The organism is Kitasatospora sp. NPDC058063, from assembly GCF_042885395.1.
GTDB classification, from domain to species: Bacteria; Actinomycetota; Actinomycetes; order Streptomycetales; family Streptomycetaceae; genus Kitasatospora; species Kitasatospora lactacystinica.
Genome location: NZ_JBHVSD010000017.1, coordinates 43,246 through 65,633 on the forward strand (window position 1 = coordinate 43,246; position 22,388 = coordinate 65,633).

General features: G+C 72.3%; 15 protein-coding genes, 2 pseudogenes and 1 CRISPR repeat array (1 of these 18 running past the window's edge). Of the genes and pseudogenes, 12 read left to right on the top strand and 5 right to left on the bottom strand.

Annotated elements, in window-relative coordinates; translation table 11 throughout:
* Positions 1-4 precede the first annotated feature (4 nt).
* The 3 genes from ACFVUY_RS27010 to ACFVUY_RS27020 are packed head-to-tail and all read left to right on the top strand — an operon-like array spanning position 5 to position 4,808.
* Positions 5-2,638 carry a lantibiotic dehydratase gene (locus tag ACFVUY_RS27010; RefSeq protein WP_387734070.1) on the top strand — a complete coding sequence of 878 codons (2,634 nt, stop codon included), beginning with the start codon at positions 5-7 and terminating at the stop codon, positions 2,636-2,638.
* On the top strand, positions 2,635-3,915 hold the full coding sequence (locus ACFVUY_RS27015) for an MFS transporter (RefSeq protein WP_387734073.1): 1,281 nt from the start codon (positions 2,635-2,637) through the stop codon (positions 3,913-3,915). Before ACFVUY_RS27010 ends, ACFVUY_RS27015 begins: the two co-directional genes overlap by 4 nt.
* Positions 3,912-4,808, top strand: coding sequence for a phosphotransferase family protein (locus tag ACFVUY_RS27020; RefSeq protein ID WP_387734075.1), 897 nt, complete (start codon positions 3,912-3,914; stop codon positions 4,806-4,808). The genes ACFVUY_RS27015 and ACFVUY_RS27020 overlap by 4 nt, the downstream gene beginning before the upstream one ends.
* Positions 4,809-4,900: 92 nt before the next feature.
* Here the strand turns inward: ACFVUY_RS27020 and ACFVUY_RS27025 are convergent, their stop codons facing one another.
* Together ACFVUY_RS27025 and ACFVUY_RS27030 are read right to left on the bottom strand one after the other, a co-directional pair.
* Positions 4,901-5,203 (bottom strand): hypothetical protein, encoded by a 303-nt coding sequence (locus tag ACFVUY_RS27025; protein ID WP_387734077.1) that lies wholly within the window; start codon positions 5,201-5,203, stop codon positions 4,901-4,903.
* On the bottom strand, positions 5,203-9,198 hold the full coding sequence (locus ACFVUY_RS27030; protein ID WP_387734080.1) for a polymorphic toxin-type HINT domain-containing protein: 3,996 nt from the start codon (positions 9,196-9,198) through the stop codon (positions 5,203-5,205). The genes ACFVUY_RS27025 and ACFVUY_RS27030 overlap by 1 nt, the downstream gene beginning before the upstream one ends.
* Before the next feature lie 425 nt (positions 9,199-9,623).
* Here ACFVUY_RS27030 and ACFVUY_RS27035 point away from each other — a divergent pair, with 425 nt between their 5' ends.
* From ACFVUY_RS27035 to ACFVUY_RS27060, 6 genes are all read left to right on the top strand, one after another.
* A complete protein-coding gene (locus ACFVUY_RS27035) occupies positions 9,624-10,115 on the top strand; it encodes a hypothetical protein (RefSeq protein WP_387734082.1) in 492 nt (163 codons plus the stop codon).
* A gap of 46 nt (positions 10,116-10,161) precedes the next feature.
* A complete protein-coding gene (locus ACFVUY_RS27040) occupies positions 10,162-10,665 on the top strand; it encodes a hypothetical protein (RefSeq protein WP_387734084.1) in 504 nt (167 codons plus the stop codon).
* A gap of 45 nt (positions 10,666-10,710) precedes the next feature.
* A complete protein-coding gene (locus ACFVUY_RS27045; RefSeq protein WP_387734087.1) occupies positions 10,711-12,390 on the top strand; it encodes a trypsin-like serine protease in 1,680 nt (559 codons plus the stop codon).
* Positions 12,391-12,728: 338 nt separating this feature from the next.
* Complete coding sequence (locus ACFVUY_RS27050; protein ID WP_387734090.1) at positions 12,729-13,994, top strand: acyltransferase family protein; 1,266 nt, start codon at positions 12,729-12,731, stop codon at positions 13,992-13,994.
* 679 nt (positions 13,995-14,673) lie between these two features.
* Positions 14,674-15,744, top strand: a complete 1,071-nt coding sequence (locus tag ACFVUY_RS27055) for a serine hydrolase domain-containing protein (protein ID WP_387734313.1) — start codon at positions 14,674-14,676, stop codon at positions 15,742-15,744.
* A 140-nt stretch (positions 15,745-15,884) separates the two neighbouring features.
* Positions 15,885-17,063, top strand: coding sequence for a serine hydrolase domain-containing protein (locus tag ACFVUY_RS27060; protein ID WP_387734092.1), 1,179 nt, complete (start codon positions 15,885-15,887; stop codon positions 17,061-17,063).
* Between the two features lie 67 nt (positions 17,064-17,130).
* On the opposite strand, the pseudogene ACFVUY_RS27065 reads toward ACFVUY_RS27060, so the two are convergent.
* Together ACFVUY_RS27065 and ACFVUY_RS27070 are read right to left on the bottom strand one after the other, a co-directional pair.
* A pseudogene (locus ACFVUY_RS27065) lies at positions 17,131-17,313 on the bottom strand (DNA-binding response regulator); the annotation flags it as partial.
* Positions 17,307-17,810 carry a hypothetical protein gene (locus tag ACFVUY_RS27070; protein ID WP_387734326.1) on the bottom strand — a complete coding sequence of 168 codons (504 nt, stop codon included), beginning with the start codon at positions 17,808-17,810 and terminating at the stop codon, positions 17,307-17,309. The pseudogene ACFVUY_RS27065 and the gene ACFVUY_RS27070, both read right to left, overlap by 7 nt.
* On the opposite strand from ACFVUY_RS27070, the pseudogene ACFVUY_RS27075 reads away from it, so the two are divergent.
* From ACFVUY_RS27075 to ACFVUY_RS27085, 3 genes and pseudogenes are all read left to right on the top strand, one after another.
* Positions 17,784-18,266 (top strand): annotated as a pseudogene (locus ACFVUY_RS27075) (MMPL family transporter); the annotation flags it as partial. The gene ACFVUY_RS27070 and the pseudogene ACFVUY_RS27075 overlap by 27 nt on opposite strands.
* Before the next feature lie 592 nt (positions 18,267-18,858).
* Positions 18,859-19,365, top strand: a complete 507-nt coding sequence (locus tag ACFVUY_RS27080) for a hypothetical protein (protein ID WP_387734329.1) — start codon at positions 18,859-18,861, stop codon at positions 19,363-19,365.
* A 643-nt stretch (positions 19,366-20,008) separates the two neighbouring features.
* On the top strand, positions 20,009-21,169 hold the full coding sequence (locus ACFVUY_RS27085) for a tyrosine-type recombinase/integrase (protein ID WP_387734095.1): 1,161 nt from the start codon (positions 20,009-20,011) through the stop codon (positions 21,167-21,169).
* 132 nt (positions 21,170-21,301) lie between these two features.
* On the opposite strand, the gene ACFVUY_RS27090 is transcribed toward ACFVUY_RS27085, so the two are convergent.
* Positions 21,302-21,451: a hypothetical protein gene (locus ACFVUY_RS27090; protein WP_387734097.1), complete on the bottom strand. Its 150-nt coding sequence runs from the start codon at positions 21,449-21,451 to the stop codon at positions 21,302-21,304.
* 26 nt (positions 21,452-21,477) lie between these two features.
* A CRISPR array of direct repeats spans positions 21,478-22,388; the repeat unit is 37 nt; unit sequence GTTGCGATCCTCGGCCGCCCCGGAGGGCGACCGCCAC (it continues 153 nt past the right edge of the window).

Here is a 22,388-nt window from a genome sequence, read left to right on the forward strand (position 1 = left end):
GGCTGTGACCACCGTCAACGACCCCCGGACCACCACCGCCGAGCCCGGTGCGCGCGTCGCCTGGCAGCTCGCGCCGGTCGTCGTGCTCCGCCAGGCCGGCTTCCCGATGGAGCTGCTCGCGCCCCTGGCGGACCCGGCCGCCGCCGAGGAGGCCCGCGAACTCGTCGCCCACGGGCAGCGGTTGAAGGCGCTGGCCGAGGAGTTCAAGGCCGCCCTGCGCCGGCACCCGGTGCCCGGCGCCGCCCGGCTCTCCTCCCCGGCCGGCTTCCTGCTGCCCGTCCCCGAGCCCGCGCTCGCCGCCGCGGCCGCCGCCGTACCCGCCGAGGCGGCCGCCACCCTGCGCGGCTACCAGGACGCCGCCCGGCACTTCGCCGAGGAGCAGACCCGCTTCGCCGCCCGGCACCAGGACCGCCTCGACCGGGCCGGGGCCGCCGTGGTCGAGGCCTTCGGCGACGAACGCCTGCGGCAGGTCCTGCTGCTCTCCAACGACTCCGCCTACCCCACCTTCGCCGCCTGGCTCGACGGCCACGACGGCACGACCGGCCGGCGCACCCGCAAGATGACCGACCTGCTCACCATGTACCTCCAACGGGTCACCACCAAGAACGAGACCCACTCGCACTTCGGCCCCTTCACCCCCGGCCGCCTCGGCACCGCCCCCGGCATCACCTGGACCGGCGAGCGGGAGCTGGAACGGCACGCGCTGTTCAGCCACTGGGCCGCCGAGAAGCTCGCCCAGAGCGCCGCCGCCGTCCCCGGCCTGCTCGACCACGCCCGGCCCCGGCGCCGCCCGCTGTCCTTCCTGCGCGACGGCCGGATCGACCTGTACGCCTTCACCACCCGCGACGGCCTGGACACCGACTGGGACTTCCAGCACCTCGGCGGGCGGCCGGTGGAACCGTACGAGGCCTGGCTGTGGCAGCACTGCGACGGCGAACGCACCCTGCGCGAACTGCGGCAGGCCTGGCAGGACGAGCTGCCCGGCCCCGTCCCCTTCGACACGGCACTCGCCGAACTCGCCGACCGCGAATGGGTGGTCGTCGAGTTCGAGATCCCGATCGGCGACCACCGGCCGCTGGCCGCCCTGCGCGAGCAACTGCTCGCCGCCCCCGCCGGACCGGCCGCCCCGCTGCTCGCCGCGATCGACGGCTTCGAGGCGGACCTGACCCGCTTCGCCAGGCTGCCGCTGCCCGAGCGCGCGGCCGCGCTCGCCGCCGGCAAGGCCCGGTTCGAGCAGCTGACCGGCGGCCCCGCCAACCGCAACAGCGGCCTGCACTACGCCGACCGCAGCATCCTGTTCGAGGAGGCCCGCGGCCGTCCCGCCGACCTGACCGTCGGCCCGGACCTCGCCCGCTTCATCACCGACGAGCTGTCCATCGTGTACGAGACCGTGCTGGCCGGCCCGCGCCTGCGGATGCGGCGCGAACTGGTCATCCTCACCCGGTGGGTGGCCGAGCGCTTCGGCCCCGGGGTGGAGATCCCGCTGGACGTGCTCTACGCCGAATTCTTCCGCGACCGGGACGCCATCGCCCGCGAGTGCCTCGCCGTCGAGGCCGAACTCGCCGAACTGGACCGGGCGATCGGCGCCGCCCTGCTCGGCGGGGCCGCGACCGACCCGGACCGCTCCGAGGTCGTGGTGGACCGGGACCGGATGGCGGCCGTCCTCGCCGGCCGGCCCAGCAGCCCGCCGGCCGTCTGCGACCCGGACGTCCTGTTCGCCGCCGCCAGCCGGGAGGACCTGGCCGAGGGCCGGTTCACCGCCGTCATCGGCGACTGCCACGCGGTGCGGGAGGTCATCACCCACACCAGCTTCGGCCCGCTGATCCAGGAGCACACCCCCGAACTGCTCTCCGAGGTGTACCGCGGCTACCAGTCCCTGCTCGCGGACGACGAGGTCCTCGCCAACCTGTCCCGCGGCCACCCCGACAAGTCCTCCACCCAACTCGTCTACCCCTGCCACGACCTGGAGGTCTACGGCCGCTCCGCGCAGACCCGCGACCGGGTCCTGCAGCCCTCCCAGCTGTACCTGGTGCTGCGCGGCGACCGGCTGGAACTGCGCGCCCGCGGCGTCGAGGGCCGGCTGCGGCTGATGGCGCCCCCGGCCGGCGGCCCGAGCATCCGGCAGGACCCGCTCTCCCCGTTCGCCTTCCCCCGCCACTTCGGCGGCGCCGGACTGAACGCCCCCCACCTCGCGCACATCCCGCGCATCCGCTGCGGCCGCGTCGTCCTGCAGCGCGAGACCTGGCGCATCCCCGCCGAGCGGCTGCGCGACACCACCGCCCTCGGCCGGCCGACCGGCCGGGACGACGCCGCCCGGTTCGTCGCCGCCTGCCGGCTGCGCGCCGAACACCGGCTGCCCCGGCACGTCTTCGTCAAGGTCCCCGGCGAACCGAAGCCGGTCTACGTCGACTGGGAGTCCCCCCTGCTGGTACGGCAGTTGGGCCGGCTGGCCGCCAGGGCCGAAGGCACCCTGGAGATCTCCGAGATGCTGCCCGCCCCCGACCAGCGCTGGCTGGAGGTGGACGGCCAGCGGTACACCAGCGAACTGCGCTGCGCCGTCTTCTCGGCGGGGGACGGCGCCGGCGCCTGGGACAGCGCGCCCGCCGGGCCGGAATCCCTCCCGGAGCCGCGCGGGTGAGCACCGACACCGCCGTCCGTCCCTCCTCCGGCTACCACCGGGTCATCGGCGCCGCGGCCTCCTCCGCGATCGGCGACGGCATGCGCTTCGCCGCGCTGCCGCTGCTGTCCACCGCGGTGCTGCACGACGCCTTCCAGGTGTCCGCCGTCACCGCCGCGACCACGCTGCCCTGGCTGCTGTTCGCCCTGCCCGCCGGGGCCTACGCCGACCGCTTCGAACGCCGCCTGCTGATGGTCCTCGCCGACCTGCTGCGCGCGGCGGTGCTGGTCCTCGCCGTCGTGCTGCTCGCCGCCGACCGGCTGACCTTCTGGCCCCTGCTCACCGCCGCCTTCCTGCTGGGCGTCGGCGAGGTGCTGTTCGACTGCGCGTCCTTCGCCCTGCTGCCGAGCGTCGTCCCCGAGGAACGCCTGGAGTCGGCGAACGGCCGGCTCTTCGCCGTCCAGACGATCGGCCGCGACCTGCTCGGGCAGGTCGTCGGCGGCGTGCTGTTCACCGTGGGCCGGACCGTTCCGCTGCTGATCGACGCGGTCTCCTTCCTGGTCTCCGCGGTGCTGCTGCGCGGCATCCGCGGACCCGCCCCGGACCCCGCATCCGACCCCGAACCCGGATCCGAACCCGGATCGCCCGCGGAGAAGCCCCGCCCCCGCCTGCTGGCGGACATCCGCGAGGGCGTCGCCTTCGTCCTGCGCGATCCGCTGCTGCGCGCCCTGACCGTCTCCGCCGGCGTCATCAACGCCGTCTACCTGGGCCAGATCGCCGTCTTCGTCATCCTGGTGCACGACGTGCTGGGGCTTCCGGACTCCGCGTACGGGGCGCTGCTGGCCGCCGGGGCGGTCGGCGGAGTGATCGGCAGCACGGTCGCGAGCCGGCTCTCCACGGTGATCGGCCGGGTCCCCGCGCTGGTCGGCGGCCTGGCCACGATGGGCCTCGCCGGCCTGGCGGTGGGGGCGACCGACCGGGTGTGGGTGGTGTCCGCCGCCTACTGCGCCACCGGCTTCGCCCTGATGGTCTGGAACGTCGTCGCCGTCTCGCTGCGCCAGACGATCATCCCGGACCGGATGCTCGGCCGGGCCACCGGCGTCTACCGGCTGTTCGCCTGGGGCACGATGCCCCTCGGCGCGCTGGTCTTCGGCCGGGTGAGCGCCTCCGCCGGGCCGCGCGCCGCCTTCGCCCTCGGCGGCGTGGTCACCCTGCTGACCTGCCTGCCGATCGCCTACGCCCTGCTGAAGGACAGCAGGGCGACCGACCGTCGCAAGACTCCCGAGGATGCGCAATGAGTGAGCGTTTCGCCGTACTGGACCGACTGGCCGAGCAGTGGGGCCTGAGCGGCCTCGAACTCGTCGGCAAGGGACTGGAGTTCACCGTCTTCCGGGCCCGGGGCCGGGACGGCGCACCGGTCGCCGTACGGCTCGCGCACCGGCGGTTCGACTCCAACGCCAACGACCCGTACGTGGACACCCGCGCCCTGCTCGTCCAGGAGCACGCCATCGCCCGGCACCTCGCCGAACACGGCCTGCCCGTCGCCCGGGCCCGGGAACTGGTCCTCGCCGACGACCCGAACTCCCCCGACGTGCTGCTCTCCGACTATGTCGACGACGACGGCTCCCCGCTCGACTCCCACGCCCTCGGGCAACTCCTCGCCCAGCTGCACCAGGTGACGCCACCGAGGCTGCACCCCGTAGCCGCCGAGGGCGGCAGCACGCTCGACGTCCTCACCACCCGGATAGGCCGCCGCTGGGCCGAACTCGCCCGCCGCACCGACGACCTGCCCGAGCCCCCGGCCGCCGACCTCCTGGCCCGCCACCTCTCCTCCCTCACCGGGACCAGCCTGCTCCACCTCGACGTCCGCAGCTCCAACATCCGCCGCAGCCACGGCCGCACCACCGCCCTCCTGGACTGGTCCAACGCCCTGCTCGGCACCCCCGCCCTGGAGTTCGGCCGCCTCGCCGAGTACGCCCGCTACCCGGAGAACGAGCTCGACCTGGCCGCCCTGCGCGCCGGCTACGCCACCGTCGCCCCCGTCCCCGACGAGGACGACCCCTGCCTCCTCGCCTGCCGCCTGGACGCCGCCCTGATGCTCGCCCTGGTCTTCCTCTCCGAAGCCCCCGACCCCACCCGCGGCCCCACCGCCGCCACCCACGCCCGCGACCTGGCGCTGCGCCTCGCCTGACGCCAAGGCACGACGAGGCCCCGCTGACCGATGTCGGCGGGGCCTCGCGGAGTTACCGAATCGGCAATATTGCCGGAATCACGGCTTGGCGATCACACGACTTTCGACCCGATGGCACGGAGCACATCGGCAAGCCAGACCAGGCCATATCCGACGACCTTGTCCTCATCGTCGATCATCTCCTCGACATGACTCCACGATTCGGAGACCATGCCGATGGTGAGCTCCGGAGGACCGGAGTAGACATCGGCCATCGACGCTACCGGGACCGACCAGAAGGCGTCTTGCTGGATGGCGATCTCTCCGGCCGGCACGCCGGCGGCGACATGGCGCACGAGTACGTCAAGCGCCTCGCGCAGCCTCTCCAGGGAGATGCGCACATCAGGTTCGTTCACTAGCATCCTCCCGGGCGAAGCTTGGCAATGTTGTCCTTGAAGGTCTGGATCTCCTTCTCGAGGTGCTTGACCCTTCCCTCAATTATCGAGCGTCGCACCTCATCATTGGGCGCATTCTTCAGGAATCCCTTGTTGTCGTATGCGTCCGGATTTGCGATATATTCTTTCAGCTTCTGCTCGTGTTCGGCAATCCGCTGTTCGTAAGTCCGGATCGCCTTGAGGTCTTCGGGCGACAGGTTCGAGTCGTCATTGTGCACCAGGACCGGCGTGGTCCCGGCGAGTGCATAGTACGTGTGGAGTTCTTCGACGGTGAGGTTGTAGGCGGGCTGGAGGGTGTTCCAGTGCCGGACGTCCTCGATGCGCCGGGGCTGGCCGGCCGGGTCGCGCAGTTCGTCGCCGCTCTTGAGGTCGACGGCGTCGACCCACTTCTTCTGGTTCTCGGACCAGAAGGCGTGGTGGTCGGTGCTGGTCAGGGCCTGACCGCCACCGAGTGAGAGATCGGTGAAGTCGCGGTCGTCCGGGCCGTAGATGGTGGCCGTGACCCGGCGGGGTCCGGTCTGTCCCGTCGTGGGATCGGTGGCGAGGACCTCGTCTCCGATCCTGACCGTCTCGATCGCGCGGGTGGAGCCGTCACCCATCAGGACACGGGTACCGGCCGGGAAGCTGTTCAGCGGGCAGGACTTGGGGAGACGCCCGACGAGCTTCTTGATGAACTCGACGGCCTTCTCGCCCCAGGACCCGAACTTCTTGGCCCACTGGGCGAGCTTGGCAACGGCGGCACCGTCACCGATGAAGGGGATCGCTCCGATGCACGAGGTGACCGCGTCGGTGGTGCGGCCCTCGACGGCGTAGTAGGCGCAGTTGACGAGGTCCGCGATGTCGGCGAGGCCGGGGGCGATGACGCCGCCCGCACCGCCGATGACGTCGAGGGTGAGGTGGATGCTCTCGGAGACGAGGCGGTAGATCGCGTTGGAGCTCTCGTTGTCCTCCTTCGCCTTCTTGATCTCCTCCTCGATCCCCGCGATCGAGTCCTGCTTCTGCTTCTCGAGCTGCGCCTGCTTCTCGGCAACCCTGCGATCGGCCTCGAGCCTGTCGGCCTCGGCCTTCTGCTCGGCGTCGAACTTCGCCTGGTAGTTGGCGCGAGCGTCGTCGGCCGACGCCTGGGCGGCCGTCGCGTCCCTGCCGGCCGCCTCCGCCGAGGCCCGGGCCGCGCTCGCGGACTCATGGGCTTCAGCTGCGGCCATCCGTGCCTGCCCGGCCGAGCGTTCAGCCCTGCTGGCGGAGTGGACGGCGCTGGCGGCGTCGCGGTTGGCCGAGACCTTGGCCGTGTTGGCGGTCTTCGCGGAGGCGGCCGCCCGGGCGGCGGAGGCCTGGGCGGCGTCGGCAGCGGCCTTGGCCCTGGCGACGTGCTCGGCGGCGGTGCCGGCCGAGGCCTGGGCCGCGGCCTCGTAGCCCTTGGCCTCGTTGGCGGCGTTGCGGGCGATGGCGGCGGCGGCCTGGGCCGTGGCCGCGTTCTGCTGGGCGGTGGCGGACGCGGCGGTCGCCTGAGCGATCAGGCCCTGGACGTCGGCGACGTGCAGGGCGGTGAGCTGGTCCTTCTGCTGGGCGGTGTACTGACCCTCGGCCACGAAGGCCCGCAGGCCCTGCACGGGGCCTTCGAGGGCGATCTTCGCCGCGGCCTTGAGCTCGGGCTCGGTGGTCGGGGCGTCCTCCAGCCGGACCGCGGTCAGCCGGTCGTCGGCGGCCTGGGCGTCCGACAGCCCCTTGCCGAGGAAGTCCCGCAGCGCGGCAGGGGTGTTGGTCCGCAGCGCCGCGTCGGCGGCGGCCTTGACGCCGGGGCCGGCCTTGTCGCTGATGCGGGTGATCGTCAGCCGGTTCTCCGGCGCGACGGCCTCGTACTGACCACTGGCCAGGAAGGCGCCGATCTGGGCAGCGTTGCCCTGCAGCGCGGTGTAGGCCGCGGTGCGGACCGCCTCGCTGTCGGAGTTCTTGTGGATCGCGGCGACGCTGTCACGGGCGTCGCGTTCCTCGGCTTCCCGGCGACCGGTCTTCACGTAGGTGAGGACAGCCGTGTCGGTGCCGGTGACGGCGGCCTCGGCGGCCGCTGCCCCCCACTCACCAGAGATCTTGCGGGAGATCAGGGCGAGCTTGCGGCCGTCGGTGGCGACCTGCGCCGGGGTGGCGCCGGGCTGGTTCGCCAGCGCGGCGAGGCGGTCGGCCTCGGCCTTGGCTTGCTGGACCTGCTGGGCGGCCTGGTCGGTCTGCGCCTGCTTCTCCGCCTCGTCGGCCTTGGCCTTGCGGGCCTTCTCCACCGCGATCGCGGTGCGGTTGGTCAGGTCCTCGGCCTCGGTGCGACGGGCCAGGTCCTGAAGGGCGTTGGCCTTGTCGACCGCACTCTGCGCGTCCGCGGCGAACCCGGAGGCGGCGTTCGCATGGTCCGTCGACTCCTGCGCGGCGTTGGCACTCTGTCCGGCGTGGTCGGCGGCGTCCCGGGCGGCCTGCGCCGCCGCGGCGGCGTGTTCCCCCGCGGACTTCAGGAACGCCGCGGCCGCCTGCGACTGCGTCGCGGCCTCCCCGGCCAGTTGCTGCGCGGCGGCGGCGGCACGGCCGGCCTCGGCGGCCGAGCGACGCGTCGCCGCCGCGGCCTGCTTGGCCTTCGCCGACTGCCCGCCGGCACTGGCCGCGTAGGCACCGGCCTGCTCGGCCGAACCCGCCGCGGAATCCGCGTTGCCCTTCGCGCTCAGCGCGGCACCCGCCGCGGCCTGGCTGTCACTGAGGGCCTTGTCCGCGTGGACGAGCGTGTCCTTCGCGGCCTCCACCAGCTTCGCGGCCGCGTCGGCGGCGTCCGCCGCCACCCGCGCCTCGTGCGCCTTCGTCTCGTCACCGGCCGCCGCAGCCGCGGAGGTCCGCGCGGCGGCGGCAGCGCGCTGGGCACCGGCCGCCGCGGCCGCCGCGTTCGACGCCGCGTAGGCGGCGGCCCGCGCACCCGCGTTGGCCGCACGGGCGGCCGACAGCGCGGTGTTCGCTGCCTTACCCGCGCGCTCGGCCGCGCTGGCGGCCTTGTTCGCCGCCTCCGTGGCCTTGGCCGAGTCGTTGCCGGCCTGCTGCGTCTCGAACGCGGCCCGGGCGGCGGCCTCCATGGCCTTCTGCGCCTCGTAGACCGCCGTGTTCTTGGCCTCGATGGCCGCAGCGGTCTCCTGAGCCGCCTGCGCGCCCGCGTCCTTCGCCTGCTGCACCAGCTGCGCGATGCTCGCGCGCTCCATGTCACGGTTCTGCGCGACGTACTGGCCGGTCGTCAGGAAGTCCCGCACGTCCTGGATCGACCCGCTCAGCGCCGCACGGGCCGCCGCCTGGGTGTTCGGACCACCGGAACTCAGGATCTGGACCAGCTTGACCCGGTCGTCGCCGTCCTTGGCCGTGAACTGGGTTTCCGTCAGAAACCGCTGCAGCTCATCGCTGCTGTTGCTGCGCAGCGCGGCATCGCCCGCCGCCTGAACACCACGGCCCGCACCCATAGCGGGGTCGGTGATCCGGGTGATCCACAGCCGTCGGTCCGCGTCCATGGCCGACTGCCAGCCGCTCTCCAGGAACGCGCGCAGCTCTGCGGGGGTGCCCTCGATCGCCTTGCCCGCGGCCTCGCGGACCTTCGACCCGCCCACGCCCTCGATCTGTGTGGCGGCGAGCAGGTCGTCCGCGTGCTGGGAACCGACGAGCTCGTTGTAGACGAACTGCGTCACGTCCTGGTCCGAACCCGCCAACACGGTCTCGGCGAGCTCGTGCGTGCGGGGACCACCGTCGAGCCAAGCCTGCAGCACCCGCTCGCGTGCGCTCAGCTGAACCTGCCCCGGGGCCGGCTCGACAGCGGAGGCGCTCGGAGTGGCCGCCCCCACCAGACCCGCCGTCAGGGCGAGCGGCAGCAGGCTCAGGGAGAGCCTGCCCCACAGCGGCGGCCCTCCCCTCCCTCGCCGTCGTGAACGGGATATCGATTGACGCACGGGAAGAACCTCCACTGTTCGACATCGGCCGAATCCGGCCGTAGCGGAGCCAACCTAAGTGACGACACATCAGAGCGTCTACGAATTCCGATAGTTGCCGGGCGAAGCAACGGCAATGAAACGCCCGGCGGCGAGCATAGCCAAGCAAATACAACCGCACCGCCAGCAAGCACCCAATGACCTTGAAAGCGTGACATCTTGCCTGGCCACCAGCCGAAAGCGGTTGTCCGGACACCGGCCGATCTGGTTCGATGGGCCGGATTCCGCCAGGTGCCCTGGGTGTCTGTCGTGCCGTCATTTCGGGTCATTCACCGACGGAATGACGTCAGGTCACGTTCAGCCGGTTCGCCCACCATTCAGGCCGGTCACCCGATTCCGCGGATCTGCCCATCAGGGCAACGCGAGATGAACGAAGAGGATTAGTCATGGCAAAGCGCATGTCCCGCTGGCTCGTTGGCGGCGCCGTCGCCGCGGCCGCCACGCTCGGAGCCACCGCTCTCGCGTCCGCCGACGGCACCCCGGCGGACAACTCGGCCGCGTCGGTGGCCGTCGAGGACTTCATCCACCCCGGCCCGGCCCCGTACCCGAACGTGAAGCTGCTGCGCGGCGACGGCCACATCGTGCTGTCCGACTGCACCGTCGACGACCAGATCAGCGTGCTCAGCTGGGACCTGCCCAACGACAAGGGCAACCAGATCTGCTTCCGCGCCACCGGCACCACCGGCTACCTCGCCGTCGAGGTGCCCAACGTATTCCGGATCCGCACCGACGACTACTCGGTCAACGCCAAGCTCACCAGCGAGGGCGTCTCCCAGAGCGTCGACATCGCCAAGGGCACCGCCGTCCCCGTCGGGATCGGCTCCGGCAACGGCACCGGCAAGCCCACCACCCTGCTCGAACTGCGCGTCACCGGCTGACCCGCGCCGCCCCCGCTCCCCGCCCACCTTCCCGATGGAGCCCCAGGTGACAGACAACCCCTCCCGCACCCGGAGGACCGCCCGCCGGTGGCTGGCCACCGCCGCGGTGACCGCCACGGTCCTCGGCGGCGCCTCCGCGATCGCCGCCGCCGACACCACCCCCGCCGACAACTCCGCCGCACCGCCGGCCGTCGAGGACTTCTCCTACCCCGGCGCCGCCGCGATCACCAAGGTGAAGCTGCTGCGCGGCGACGGCCACATCATGCTCGCCGCCGACTGCTCGAAGTCCCAGATCCAGATCGGGACCCTGGCCCCGGGCAACCCGGACAACCAGATCTGCTTCACCGTCACCGGCACGACGGGATCCCTCTCCCTCCAGCTGCCGGACGTCTTCTTCGTCCAGACCAGCGGCGGCCGCGCGGTCCGCGCCGGCCTCACCGTCGGCACCACCACCCAGACCGTCGACGTCCCGACGAACGGCTTCCAGGGAGTCGGCGTAGGCACCGGCGGCGATTCGGCCGCCCTCGTCGAGCTGACCGTCACCGGCTGACCACCACCACCCGCATCACCACCTCTCACGTTCGGGAGCCCACTCATGCCTCGTACCTCCTCGTCCCGCAACCTGCGGGCGGGCGCGCTGACCGCCGTCCTCGCCGCCGGAGCCCTGACGTCCCTCGCCACGCCCCCGGCCGGCGCCGTGGTCGGCAACGCGGCCGCCGACGGGTTCTACGCCTTCACCGCGCGCCTGGCGATCGGCGACACCCTGCGCGCCTGCACCGGTGCGCTGGTCGACCGCAACTGGGTGCTGACCGCAGCCTCCTGCTTCTCCGACGACCCGGCGCAGCCGCAGGCGCTGGCAGCCGGCGCGCCGAAGTGGAAGACCGTCGCGACCGTCGGCCGCACCGATCTGACCACCACGGGCGGCAGGACCGCCGAGGTGTCCGAGCTGGTGCCGTACGCCGGCCGTGACCTCGTCATGGCCCGGCTGGCCACGCCCGTGGACGGCATCGCCCCGCTGGCGGTCGCCACCGCCGCGCCGACCGCCGGGCAGACGCTGCGCGTGCCCGCGTACGGCCGGACCAAGGACGAGTGGGCTCCGCTCAAGCTCCACACCGGCGCCTTCTCGCTCGACACGGTGAGCGCGACCGGCATCGGCACCACCGGTACGGGCGGCGCGGCGATCTGCAAGGGCGACACCGGCGCCCCCGTGATCCGCGAGACGGGCGGCAAGGCCGAACTGGTCGCCGTCGCCTCCCGGTCCTGGCAGGGCGGCTGCCTGGGCGTGCCCGCCACCGAGACCCGCACCGGCGCCTACAACTCCCGGGTCGACAACGTCGCCGGCTGGGTGCAGCAGACCCGGGCGAAGGCCGTGGGCTGGAAGACCCAGGCCCTGGTGCGCAGCGACGCCAACCTCTACTTCGCCAGCCGTCTCTACGACGGCACCTGGACCCCGTACGAGGACGTCCAGGCCACGGCCGGCAACATCGGCGGGGTGCGCGCCGTCGCCTCGGCCGGCATCAATGCCGACACCCACATCATCGCCCTGGGCGGCGACGGGCACCTCCACTACGCCATCCGCAACCTCGACGGCGGCTGGAAGCAGACCTTCGCCGACCTCAACGTCGCCCTCACGGACCTCAGCGGCATCACCCAGGTCTCCATCGCCTCCATCAGCGACAACCTGCACGTGGTCGTGGTCGCCAACGGCACCCTCTACCACTCCATCCGCAACGGCGCCGGCCAGTGGACCTCGTTCAACGTGGTCACCGACGTCACCGGCCCGCTCAACGGCATCACCGCCATCTCCGCCGCCGGAGCGTCCGGGGACGCCGGACCCGAACTGCACATCGCGGCCGTGGCCGGCGGAAAGGTCTACCACACGCTGCGCACCGGCTCCGGCAACTGGGGCACCTGGGGGGCGGTCTCCGAGGCAGCGGGCAGCACCGGCCCGGTGAGCGGCGTCGCCGTCTCCCGCCAGGGCAACAACCTCAACCTCGCCCTCATCGCGAGCGACGGCCAGTACCACACCATGCGCTACCTCAACCACACCTGGCAGCCCGTGACGTCCCTCGGCGGCGTCATCGGCAACGTCACGGGCACCAGCATCAGCGCCGCGCCCGTCGACACCGACGCCGTGTTCGCCATCGCCACCACGGACAACAAGGTCCTGCTCACCGCCCGCCACAACGACGGCACCTGGGCCGCCCCCGAGAACCTCGACCTCACCACCATCCCGGGCAACCACACCGGCACCACGATCACCGGCACGCTCTGACCGACGCGCTCCGGCCGGCGCGCCCTTCGCGCGCCGGTCCGTCGTGCGTCCTGGTGCGGGGTGGTGGTCCACTCCCGCGCCAGGGCGCGCGCGTCAGGAACTCCCGAGGGCGGCCCGCCCCCGGCCTTCCCCGATCGCACCGTCCGTCCCCGACCCGTCGCGTCCCGGCCCCGTCCCCGACCCCTCCCCGACCGCACCGTCCGCCCCCGGAGGCGGCCCCGCCCCTCCCAGCACGTGCCTCGACCACGGGAAAACGCCCTGCCGCAGCCCGTCGCCGCCCTGCCCTGTCATGCACAGGGGTCTGCAAGCGGCTTACAGGGCGTGCGTTATCGTCAGCCGTGAGCATTTTCCCCCGGCAACGACCAGGTTCCTCGGGCCGCCGCAAATCCGCCAAGGGCGGCCGTCTCGCCGTCCTGGACGGCCTGCGCATCCTGGCCGCGCTGATGGTGGTCTTCCACCACTACATCGGCTACGGCGGCGGTACCAAGCCCGAGATCAGCGCCTGGGGCAAGCCGGCCGAGCAGGTGTTCCACCGCGCCTCCGCGCCCGCCGCGTACCTCTGGACGGGCATCTGCCTGTTCTTCGTGATCAGCGGCTTCGTGATCTGCATGAGCAGCTGGGGCCGTCCGGTGGGCGACTTCGTCCGCTCCCGGGTCATCCGGCTCTACCCCGCGTACTGGTTCGCCGTCCTGCTCACCACCGCGGTCGTGACGATGTGGCCGCTCGTGCGCCAGCCGCTCCCCTCCGAGCAGGTCCTCGCCAACCTCACCATGTTCCACGTGGGTCTGGGGATCCCGAATGTCGACGCCGTCTACTGGACGCTCTGGGCCGAGCTGCGTTTCTACCTGCTGTTCGCCATCGTGGTCTGGCAGGGCGTGACCTACCGGCGGATCGTGGCCTTCTGCTCGATCTGGACGGTCGCCGGCATCGTCGCGGCGAGCACCAAGTGGCCGGTCCTGGAGTTCTTCGCGATGTCGGACGTCTCCTCGTTCTTCGTCGCCGGCCTCGCGCTCTACCTGGTCCACCGGTACGGTCCCAACCTCATGCTCTTCGGCATCGTCGGGATCAGCTGGATCCTCTCGGTGCTCTACACCATCCAGCACCAGCACGACGTGAACACCGTCCTGGGCCGGCCCGAGCTGCCGACCTGGCCCGCCGTCCTGCTGACCACCCTCTCCTACCTCGTGATCACCGCGGTGGCCATGGGCTGGGGCTCCCGGATCCAGTGGCGCTGGCTCACCTTCGCCGGCGCCCTCACCTACCCCCTCTACCTCCTCCACGAGGCCATGGGCTGGACCGCCCTGCGCGCCCTCTACGACCACGGCACCAAGCCCTGGACGGCGGTCGCCATCGTCATCACCGGCATGCTCGTCGCCTCCTGGCTGGTCCACCGGCTCATCGAGAAGCCCCTGACGCCCCGCCTCAAGACGGGCATGACCAGGAGCATCGACCAGCTCCGCGCCGCCGAACCCCTCCCCCCGCAGCCCGCCCCACAGCCGGCCCCGGCCCCCGGCGTCCTGGAGACCGTCACCACCCCCTGGGCCACCGCCTTCACCCCCAGGGACACCCACCCGCCGCGGCAGCACACCCCCGACTCCTACTGACCCACCCCACCCCCGCGGCCCGACAGGGACCGGCGCCACCCGGCACCGGTCCCTGTCCGCATTTCCGCCGGCACCCAGGAGACCGACACCTCCCCGGTCACCGCCACCACCACCGCAGGCGTCACCGTCACGGCCTCGGACTCCTTCAACGCGGCGACACCGCCCTCGACCCTGCTGGTCGGCCTCGGCACACTGGCCCTGGTCTCCGCCCGTGCCACCCGCCGCTTCCCGAGGCCCCGCTCCGGCAGGCAGTAGACCGCACACCGACCGACGGAACCAGCCACGGGCAGCCCGGTGCCGGCCAAGGGGCCCTTGACCCCCAGCGGCAAGTCCGGAGACGGCGAGCAGGGCGCGGGGCTCGCAGATGGTGTCGGCCGACCGGCAGATGCTTTGGCCCGTGGGCATGGCGGGTGGTCCTGTCCCCGCCCTGGGCCAGGAGCACGGTCCTGGCCCAGGGGCGTCTCCCGGAGCCGGCTCCCAGGTTCGGTTTCGTCCTGGGTGCGGACGAACTCCCCCACCTCTGAATGGTCCTCTTGACCAAGGCCGGAAATCACCGGAACGGTCCATCCAGAGGGGTTCCTCCGTGTACGAGAACGCACCGCACAGCCGCGTCCAACGTTCCCGCCGGGGCGGCCGGCACCGGGCGGTGGCGGTCGTGACCGCCGTGGCCGCCGGTGTCATGGCGGCCGGGGCGCTGGCACCGACCGCGGCATTCGCGGGCGGCAGGCCGGACGGCGTCCAGCAGAGCCTGAACGCGCTGGTGAAGGACGACGGCCTGCCCGCCGCACTGGCCTCCGTGAAGGGCCGTGACGGCCGCACCCGCACGTACACCGCGGGCGTCGGCGACGTCGCCACCGGGGCCAAGCCCCCCGTCGACGGGCAGGTACGGATCGGCAGCAACACCAAGACCTTCACTGCCGTCGTCGTCCTCCAACTCGTCGCCGAAGGAAAGATCGGCCTCGACGAGCCCGTCGAGACCTACCTGCCGGGGCTGCTGCGCGGCGACGGCATCGACGGACGCCACATCACCGTCCACCAACTGCTCCAGCACACCAGCGGCCTGCCCGAGTACGTGGACAAGGACTCCATCCTCACCAGCCCGAACCGGTACTACGAACCGCGCGAGCTCCTCGACGCGGCTCTGGCCCGAAAAGCCCACTTCGCCCCGGGTACGCGCTGGGAGTACAGCAACACCAACTACCTGCTGGCCGGCCTGATCATCCAGAAGGTCACCGGGCGACCGCTCGGCGAGGAGGTCAACCGGCGCGTCGTCGACCGCATCGGTCTGCGCCACACCTACTTCCCCACCCCCGGCGACACCACCATCCACGAGGCCCACCCCAAGGGCTACAACCGGGAAGCCGACGGCTCGCTCCGCGACTACACGGAGCTGGACCCGTCCTGGGGTTGGGCGGCAGGCGCCGTCGTCTCCACCCCCGGCGACATCACCCGCTTCTACACAGCGCTGCTCGGCGGCCGGCTCCTACCCCCGGCGCAGCTCGCCCAGATGCGCACCACCGTCCCCGCCGACGAGGTGGCTCCCGGCGTCCGCTACGGGCTGGGCCTGGTGAGCCATCCGCTGTCGTGCGGCGGCGTGTACTGGGGCCACGGCGGGACCATCCCGGGCTACTACACCGCCGGAGGCGCCACCGACGACGGCCGCGCCGCCGGCATCGCGGTGACCGCGATCCCGGGCGACGAGGCCGAGCAGCACGTCAAGGCCACGGTGGACGCGGCCCTGTGCCGCTGACCCCGCGGACCCTCCCCAGTCCGGCCTGAGCATCCGCGATCCGCACCGGCACCACCAACGGGTTCCGCGCGCCCCGGCACGCCTCGGCGCGCGGAACCCGCCCAGCCCGGCAATTCCCCCTTCAGCAGAGGAGTTCCTCCGTGAACGAGCACACACCGCACAGCCGCGTCCAACGTTCCCGCCGGGGCGGCCGGCACCGGGCGGTGGCGGTCGTGACCGCCGTGGCCGCCGGTGTCATGGCGGCCGGGGCGCTGGCACCGACCGCGGCATTCGCCGGCGGCAAGCCGGACAGCGTCCAGCAGAGCCTGAACGCGCTGGTGAAGGACGACGGCCTGCCCGCCGCACTGGCCTCCGTCAAGGACCGCGACGGCCGCACCCGCACCTACACCGCCGGCGTCGGCGACACCGCCACCGGGGCCAAGCCCCCCGTCGACGGACAGGTACGCGCCGGCAGCAACACCAAGACCTTCACCGCCGTCGTCGTCCTCCAACTCGTCGCCGAAGGAAAGATCGGCCTCGACGAGCCCGTCGACACCTACCTCCCCGGCCTGCTGCGCGGCGACGGCATCGACGGACGCCACATCACCGTCCGCCAGCTGCTCCAGCACACCAGCGGCCTGCCCGACTACCTGGAAGCCCCGGCCCTCTCGGACGAAACCGCCCTGCAGTTCCGCTACTTCGAGCCCCGCGACCTCCTCGACGGCGCCCTCGCCCAGAAGGCCCGCTTCCCCTCGGGAACCGGCTGGGAGTACAGCAACACCAACTACCTGGTCGCCGGACTGATCATCCAGAAGGTCACCGGACGGCCCGTCGGCGAGGAGATCACCAAGCGCGTCATCGACCGCATCGGCCTGCGCCACACCTACTTCCCCACTCCCGGCGACACCACGATCCACGAGGCCCACCCCAAGGGCTACTTCCGCAGCTCGCCGGACGCGCCCCTGGTCGACTTCACCGACATGGACTCCTCGATCGCCTGGGCGGCCGGGGCGATCGTCTCCACCAACACCGACCTCAACTCGTTCTTCACCGCACTCCTCGGCGGCCGGCTCCTGCCCCCGGCGCAGCTCGCCCAGATGCGCACCACCGTCCCCGCCGAACTCCTGGGCCCGGGTGTCCGCTACGGTCTGGGCCTGCAGAGCAAGCCGCTCTCCTGCGGCGGCCTGGCCTGGGGCCACGGTGGCACCGCCCGCGGCTACCGCTCCCGCGGCGGCGTCACCGACGACGGCCGCGCCGCCAGCATCACGGTCACCACCGTCCCGGACGAGGCCGGCGCACAGCACATGGCGGCCGCCCTGGACGCAGCCCTCTGCCGCTGACCCACCCCTCGGGCCGGCTCCCGCGCGCGGGGTCCGGGCACCGGACGGCCTCGCGGCTTGGGGCGGCTCGGGGCAACCGGCCCCGCTCCCCCGTGTGCACCGTGCGCACGGCGGCCGAGAGCTCCTCGGAAAAGCAGTCCTTGGGCAGGAACCCGGACGCGCCGGCACGCAGGGCGGCCACCACGTACTCGCCCATGTCGAACGTGCTCAGCGCGAGGACCCGACACCAGGGCAGTTCCCGGGTCATCCGGGCCGCTCCTCACCGTCGACCGGCGCCACCGGCAGGCTGGCCACCACCCGGAAGCCACCACCGTCCACACCGCCTGCCACCAGGCAGCGCGACGCGTTCCGCATTCCGATCAGACCGTACCGGTGCGGCCCGCCCTCGGTCCGGCCGCACCGCCCGCCCCCGCCAGGGCGCCCACCGGCGTGTCGGCCGGCGTGGCGGTGCCGACCAGCGTCTACATCGAGACCAAGGGCGCCGGCCCGCTCTCCCCCGGCGCGCCGGACGGCCTCGCCCAAGGCCTCACCCGGGTCACCGGCGTCGGCCAGGTCGCCGAGCCGGTCCTGAGCAAGGACCGGCAGGCCGCCAGGATCGACCTGTTCCTCACCGCGGATTCGCAGTCCCAGCAGGCCCGTGACCTGGTCTCCGGACCGATCCGCGCCGCCGTCGACCGCGACCTGCGGTTCGTCTTCCCCGTGGCCGCCGCACTCATCGGGGTGTTCGTCCTCCTCCTGCTGCTGCACCTCGACTTCGCGGCCACCCCCGGCGCGGCAGCCCTGCTGTTCCAACACGCGATGGGCAAGCCGGGCGTCAACTTCACCCTGCCCCTGCCCCTGTTCCTGTTCCTACCCCTGGTCGCGCTCGGCACCGACTACAACATCCTGATCAGCGACCAGATCCGGGAGAAGACGGAACACCCCGGTCCGCCCCTGGCCGCCGTCGCACGCGCCCTCCGGCACACCGCCCCGGCCATCGCGACCGCGGGCCTCGTCCTGGCCGGCTCCTTCGCCGGCCTCACCATGACCCCGCAGCCCTCGACCCACCAGATCGGCTTCGCGACCGCGTTCGGCATCCTGCTCTCCGCGTTCCTGCTGTCCATCGTCCTGGTACCCGCCGTGGCCCCGCTCCTCGGCCGCAGCCTGTCGTGGCCCCGCGCCCCGGACGCCCCACCGACCGGCCGGCCACCCAGCCGCAGGCGGACACCTTCCCCCACCCGTACGCACCGCACGACGAAACGAGTGCGAACCCGTCCTCCGCCCCCCGGGGACACCACTGACCCCAACCGCCACGGCCCCCGCTGGAACCACCGCACGCGAAGACCCTACAACCGCCGCACCGGACCTGGAGGACGGTCGAACCGCCGGTGGCCCTGGCTGTCCTGCCCCGCCGAGGTCCGTGGCGGCGCCGGGCACCTCGTTCAGGGGACCGGCCACGCGAATCCGCCCCGGGCCGCTCCGGAGGCGGTTACGGTGCCGCCCATGCCCTCCCCCCATACTGACCCCGGGCCAGATCCTGCGCGCCGCCGCACTCGAAGCCGCTGGAACGGCGACGACGGCGCCGTGGCTCGGGACGCGCCCGGCGAACAGCCCCTACCGGCGCTGATCGCCCAGTACGGCGCCCTCATCCTGGACAACACCCTGCTGGCCGCCACCGGCATCCGCACCCTGCCAGCAACCGAACAGCAGGACACCAACGAGGAGTTCAACACAACCCTTGACGGCCACCCGACCGAACTGACCACCGCACCGCCCTGCCTGAAGGACCCGGGTCCACACACCCATCGGCAGCGCCGTGGCACTGTGGCGCGGTGCCCCGGAGAACGCGGCTGGCCGGCACCGGATCGAATGGGCCGTCAACGAGGACATCCTCCGGGACCGCAACACGCGGCTGGCCGAGCTCGCCGAACCGCGGATACGCGAGGAGGCCGACCGGGTCGTCCCGCGAGGACGACTCCAGCCCCGGGAGCTCCACCCAGTCGAACTGGATCTCCTCGCCAGCCGCAACCTCAAGGCCCTGCTCGCCGTGCACCTGAACATCGACGCCCTGATCGGACTGCCCAAGGTCCCCCGGGCTGGCAGGTCGACGCCCTCGTGCAGGCGCGAACGCGCGGCCGCCGCACCGGATTGCGGCGGCCCTCCGCCCGACGGCTGCGGTCCCTGGCTGGTCCCCAGCAAGATCACAAAACGGCGGCGCCGCAGCTGCCCACCACCTGCCACACCATCAACAAAAAGGCCGCTGACCTGGGATTTCTCCCGGCCAACGGCCTTCCGACATCACTGTCGGGACGACAGGATTTGAACCTGCGACCCCTTGACCCCCAGTCAAGGGGTTCAACTATTGTCGACAGCCGAGACCTCAAGGTCTCGGCTTCTTTGATGCTCAACTATCCTGAGGTGCACGTGAGTTGGAGACTCTCAGCGGAAGTGATGCCACGGGCCGCTGACGGTGGCCCAGTGTTTACTTTGCGCACAAGCGTCCGTTTTCGACCATCAGCGTTCATGAGCGCTCATCGGGTGTGGTCCCAAAATGGTCCCCAGGCTGTCCGCTCCGCCGCCGCTACTGCCGGTGACCGAGATCTGTCGGCCCTTCAGCAAGCACCACCGTGCGATCCCAACAGCCGCTGTATCTACGGCGCTGGCCGGCTCGCGGGGCCGGCTCCTGCGGGCGGATCACGGTCGCTTACCCACCAACTACGGATCGTGATCTTCCGGGCGGTGTGTCGTCTTGAGCGTGTCCTCGCCTTCCGGCTCTGAGTGCTTCGCGCACCGCCCAACGCGCTCTGCCGCCACACCCGACACAGCAGCCACTCTTGCCCCAGATTCACCAGGCAGTCCGGGAGAAGGGGAAGCTCATGGGACAGCGTGCGCAGCGGGGCAGGGTGTACCGGCGGTGCGGGTGCCGGGACGAGGGCGGGCGGCAGTTGGGTGCGTGGTGTGAGCGGTTGCTGGAGGAGGCGGAGCACGGGTCGTGGACGTACTGCGTCGATCTGGCACCGGAGGACGGCCGGCGTCGTACCCGGCGTCGTGGCGGGTTCGCGACCGAGGCTGGGGCGGCGCAGGAGTTGGCGGCGGTGCTGGAGGGTGAGCTGAGCGGGGCGTACGAGGAGCGTCGCACGACCGTGGCGGAGTACCTGCGGGAGTGGCTGGCGGCGCGGAAGGAGGAGCTCACGGTCAACACCTACGCCGGCTACAAGGCGTACGTGGAGCGGGACCTGATCCCTGCGTTCGGGCGGTGCCGGCTGCTGGACCTGCGGCCGAAGCAGATCGAGGACTGGATGGCCGCGCAGCGCAAGGCCGGTCGGGGCCGGGTCGCGCTGTACCGGGTGGTCTCGACGCTGCGCAACGCGCTGAACCACGCGGTGCGGTCGTGGCGGCTGAAGTTCAACCCGGCCGAGCACTGCGTGCCGCCCAAGCCCCGCGCCGAGGAGCGGACCTGCTGGACCCCGGCGCAGGCTGCGGCGTTCCTGCGGCACAACGCCGAGCAGTACGCCGACCAGCTGGCCGACCTGTTCGAGGTCCTGCTCGGTACCGGCATGCGCCGCGGTGAGGTTCTTGCCCTGCACTGGTCGGACGTCCACCTCATGGACCGCAAGCTGTTCGTCCGCTGGACCCTGTCCGCCGTGGACAACGGCGACCTCCACTTCAACCAGCCCAAGACCGAGGCCAGCCGCGCCTGGATCAGCCTCTCCCCCAGAGTCATGACCGCCCTCCACCGCCAGGCCGCCCTCCAAATGTCCGCCCACCCCAAGGGGCAGCTGGAGGGCCTCGTCTTCGCCCACGCGGACGGATCGCCCCTGCGGCCCCAGTGGGTCCTCGACCAGCTCCGCAACCGCACCGCCGAACTCGACCTCCCGAAGATCGGGCTGCACGACCTGCGGCACACCGCGGCCAGCATCATGATCGCCGAAGGCATCCCCATCGCCATCGTGTCCAAGACCCTGCGCCACGCCACCCTCGCGACCACGATCAACCTCTACGGCCACCTCTTCAAGGACTCCGCCGACCAAGCCGTCAACGCCCTCGCCCGAGCCCTCGACCAAGCCCAGGGGGGGCGGCTCCGAGCCGTCCCCCCTGGCGACGACGACCTGCCACTTGCCGCATAGCCGCCCGGTCGGTCGCCCGACCTGCCGTGCCGGGCCGAAAGTGCCCAGTCGGCCTTCCTACCCGGTTGTCGCGGACCGCGGGCGGAGGCACACAAGGTGCCTCCGCCCGCCGTCCGGCGCGGGCTCGGCCGTTCAGCGGCGGAAGCCGCGGTGGGGGTCACGGGCCTCGACGTTCCCGAACGGTTCGAACCAGGCCTGCGCGCGCAGGTCCCCCACACCGAGCTGCCGGTTGGCGTCGCCGTCGGGATCCTCAATGCCGTCGAAGCGGGAGCTGTAGAGCATGAGGACGTCGCCCGATGGCTGGAGGAGTTGCGATCCTCGGCCGCCCCGGAGGGCGACCGCCACTCCGGTGGGCGGGGATCTCGGTGACCAGCACGGTGTTGCGATCCTCGGCCGCCGCCCCGGAGGGCGACCGCCACGGCCAACCTCGGCAACGACCTGGGCGTGACGGCGGCTGTTGCGATCCTCGGCCGCCCCGGAGGGCGACCGCCACGACTGGTAGCCGGCGTACAGCGGCGGGTTGGTCAAGTTGCGATCCTCGGCCGCCCCGGAGGGCGACCGCCACGCTGGCCTACAAGGCCGTGACCTCCCTAATTAGGGAGTTGCGATCCTCGGCCGCCCCGGAGGGCGACCGCCACCCGAGCCTCCTCCGGCCACCACTTCGGAGCGTTAACCGTTGCGATCCTCGGCCGCCCCGGAGGGCGACCGCCACACGGGGCCTCAACGTCCCACTCGGTCACGGTGTCGAGGTTGCGATCCTCGGCCGCCCCGGAGGGCGACCGCCACACCGCAACCCCTCTGGAGGCGCGGAGGACGATCTGCGGTTGCGATCCTCGGCCGCCCCGGAGGGCGACCGCCACGGCTCCGGCTCGGTCATGTCCCACTCGCCGTCTGCGTTGCGATCCTCGGCCGCCCCGGAGGGCGACCGCCACCGGGCCGGACCGGCGCCGACACGTTGTGGCAGAACATGTTGCGATCCTCGGCCGCCCCGGAGGGCGACCGCCACCCGAGAAGGCGCGTCAGGCCGCCGACGCCGCCAAGTTCGATCCTCGGCCGCCCCGGAGGGCGACCGCCACGCCAGGATCAGCATGATCAGCTCAGACATGGGAGAGCTGTTGCGATCCTCGGCCGCCCCGGAGGGCGACCGCCACCCCACAGCGGCAGCACCATCATGTCCCCGGTCATGGCGTTGCGATCCTCGGCCGCCCCGGAGGGCGAC

Bases quoted from the DNA above. Each gene is read 5' to 3' on its own strand.
- ACFVUY_RS27020 (WP_387734075.1), top strand. From the start codon at position 3,912: ATGAGTGAGCGTTTCGCCGTACTGGACCGACTGGCCGAGCAGTGGGGC.
- ACFVUY_RS27055 (WP_387734313.1), top strand. From the start codon at position 14,674: ATGGCGGCCGGGGCGCTGGCACCGACCGCGGCATTCGCGGGCGGCAGG.
- ACFVUY_RS27045 (WP_387734087.1), top strand. From the start codon at position 10,711: ATGCCTCGTACCTCCTCGTCCCGCAACCTGCGGGCGGGCGCGCTGACC.
- ACFVUY_RS27090 (WP_387734097.1), bottom strand. From the start codon at position 21,451: ATGCTCTACAGCTCCCGCTTCGACGGCATTGAGGATCCCGACGGCGAC.
- ACFVUY_RS27035 (WP_387734082.1), top strand. From the start codon at position 9,624: ATGGCAAAGCGCATGTCCCGCTGGCTCGTTGGCGGCGCCGTCGCCGCG.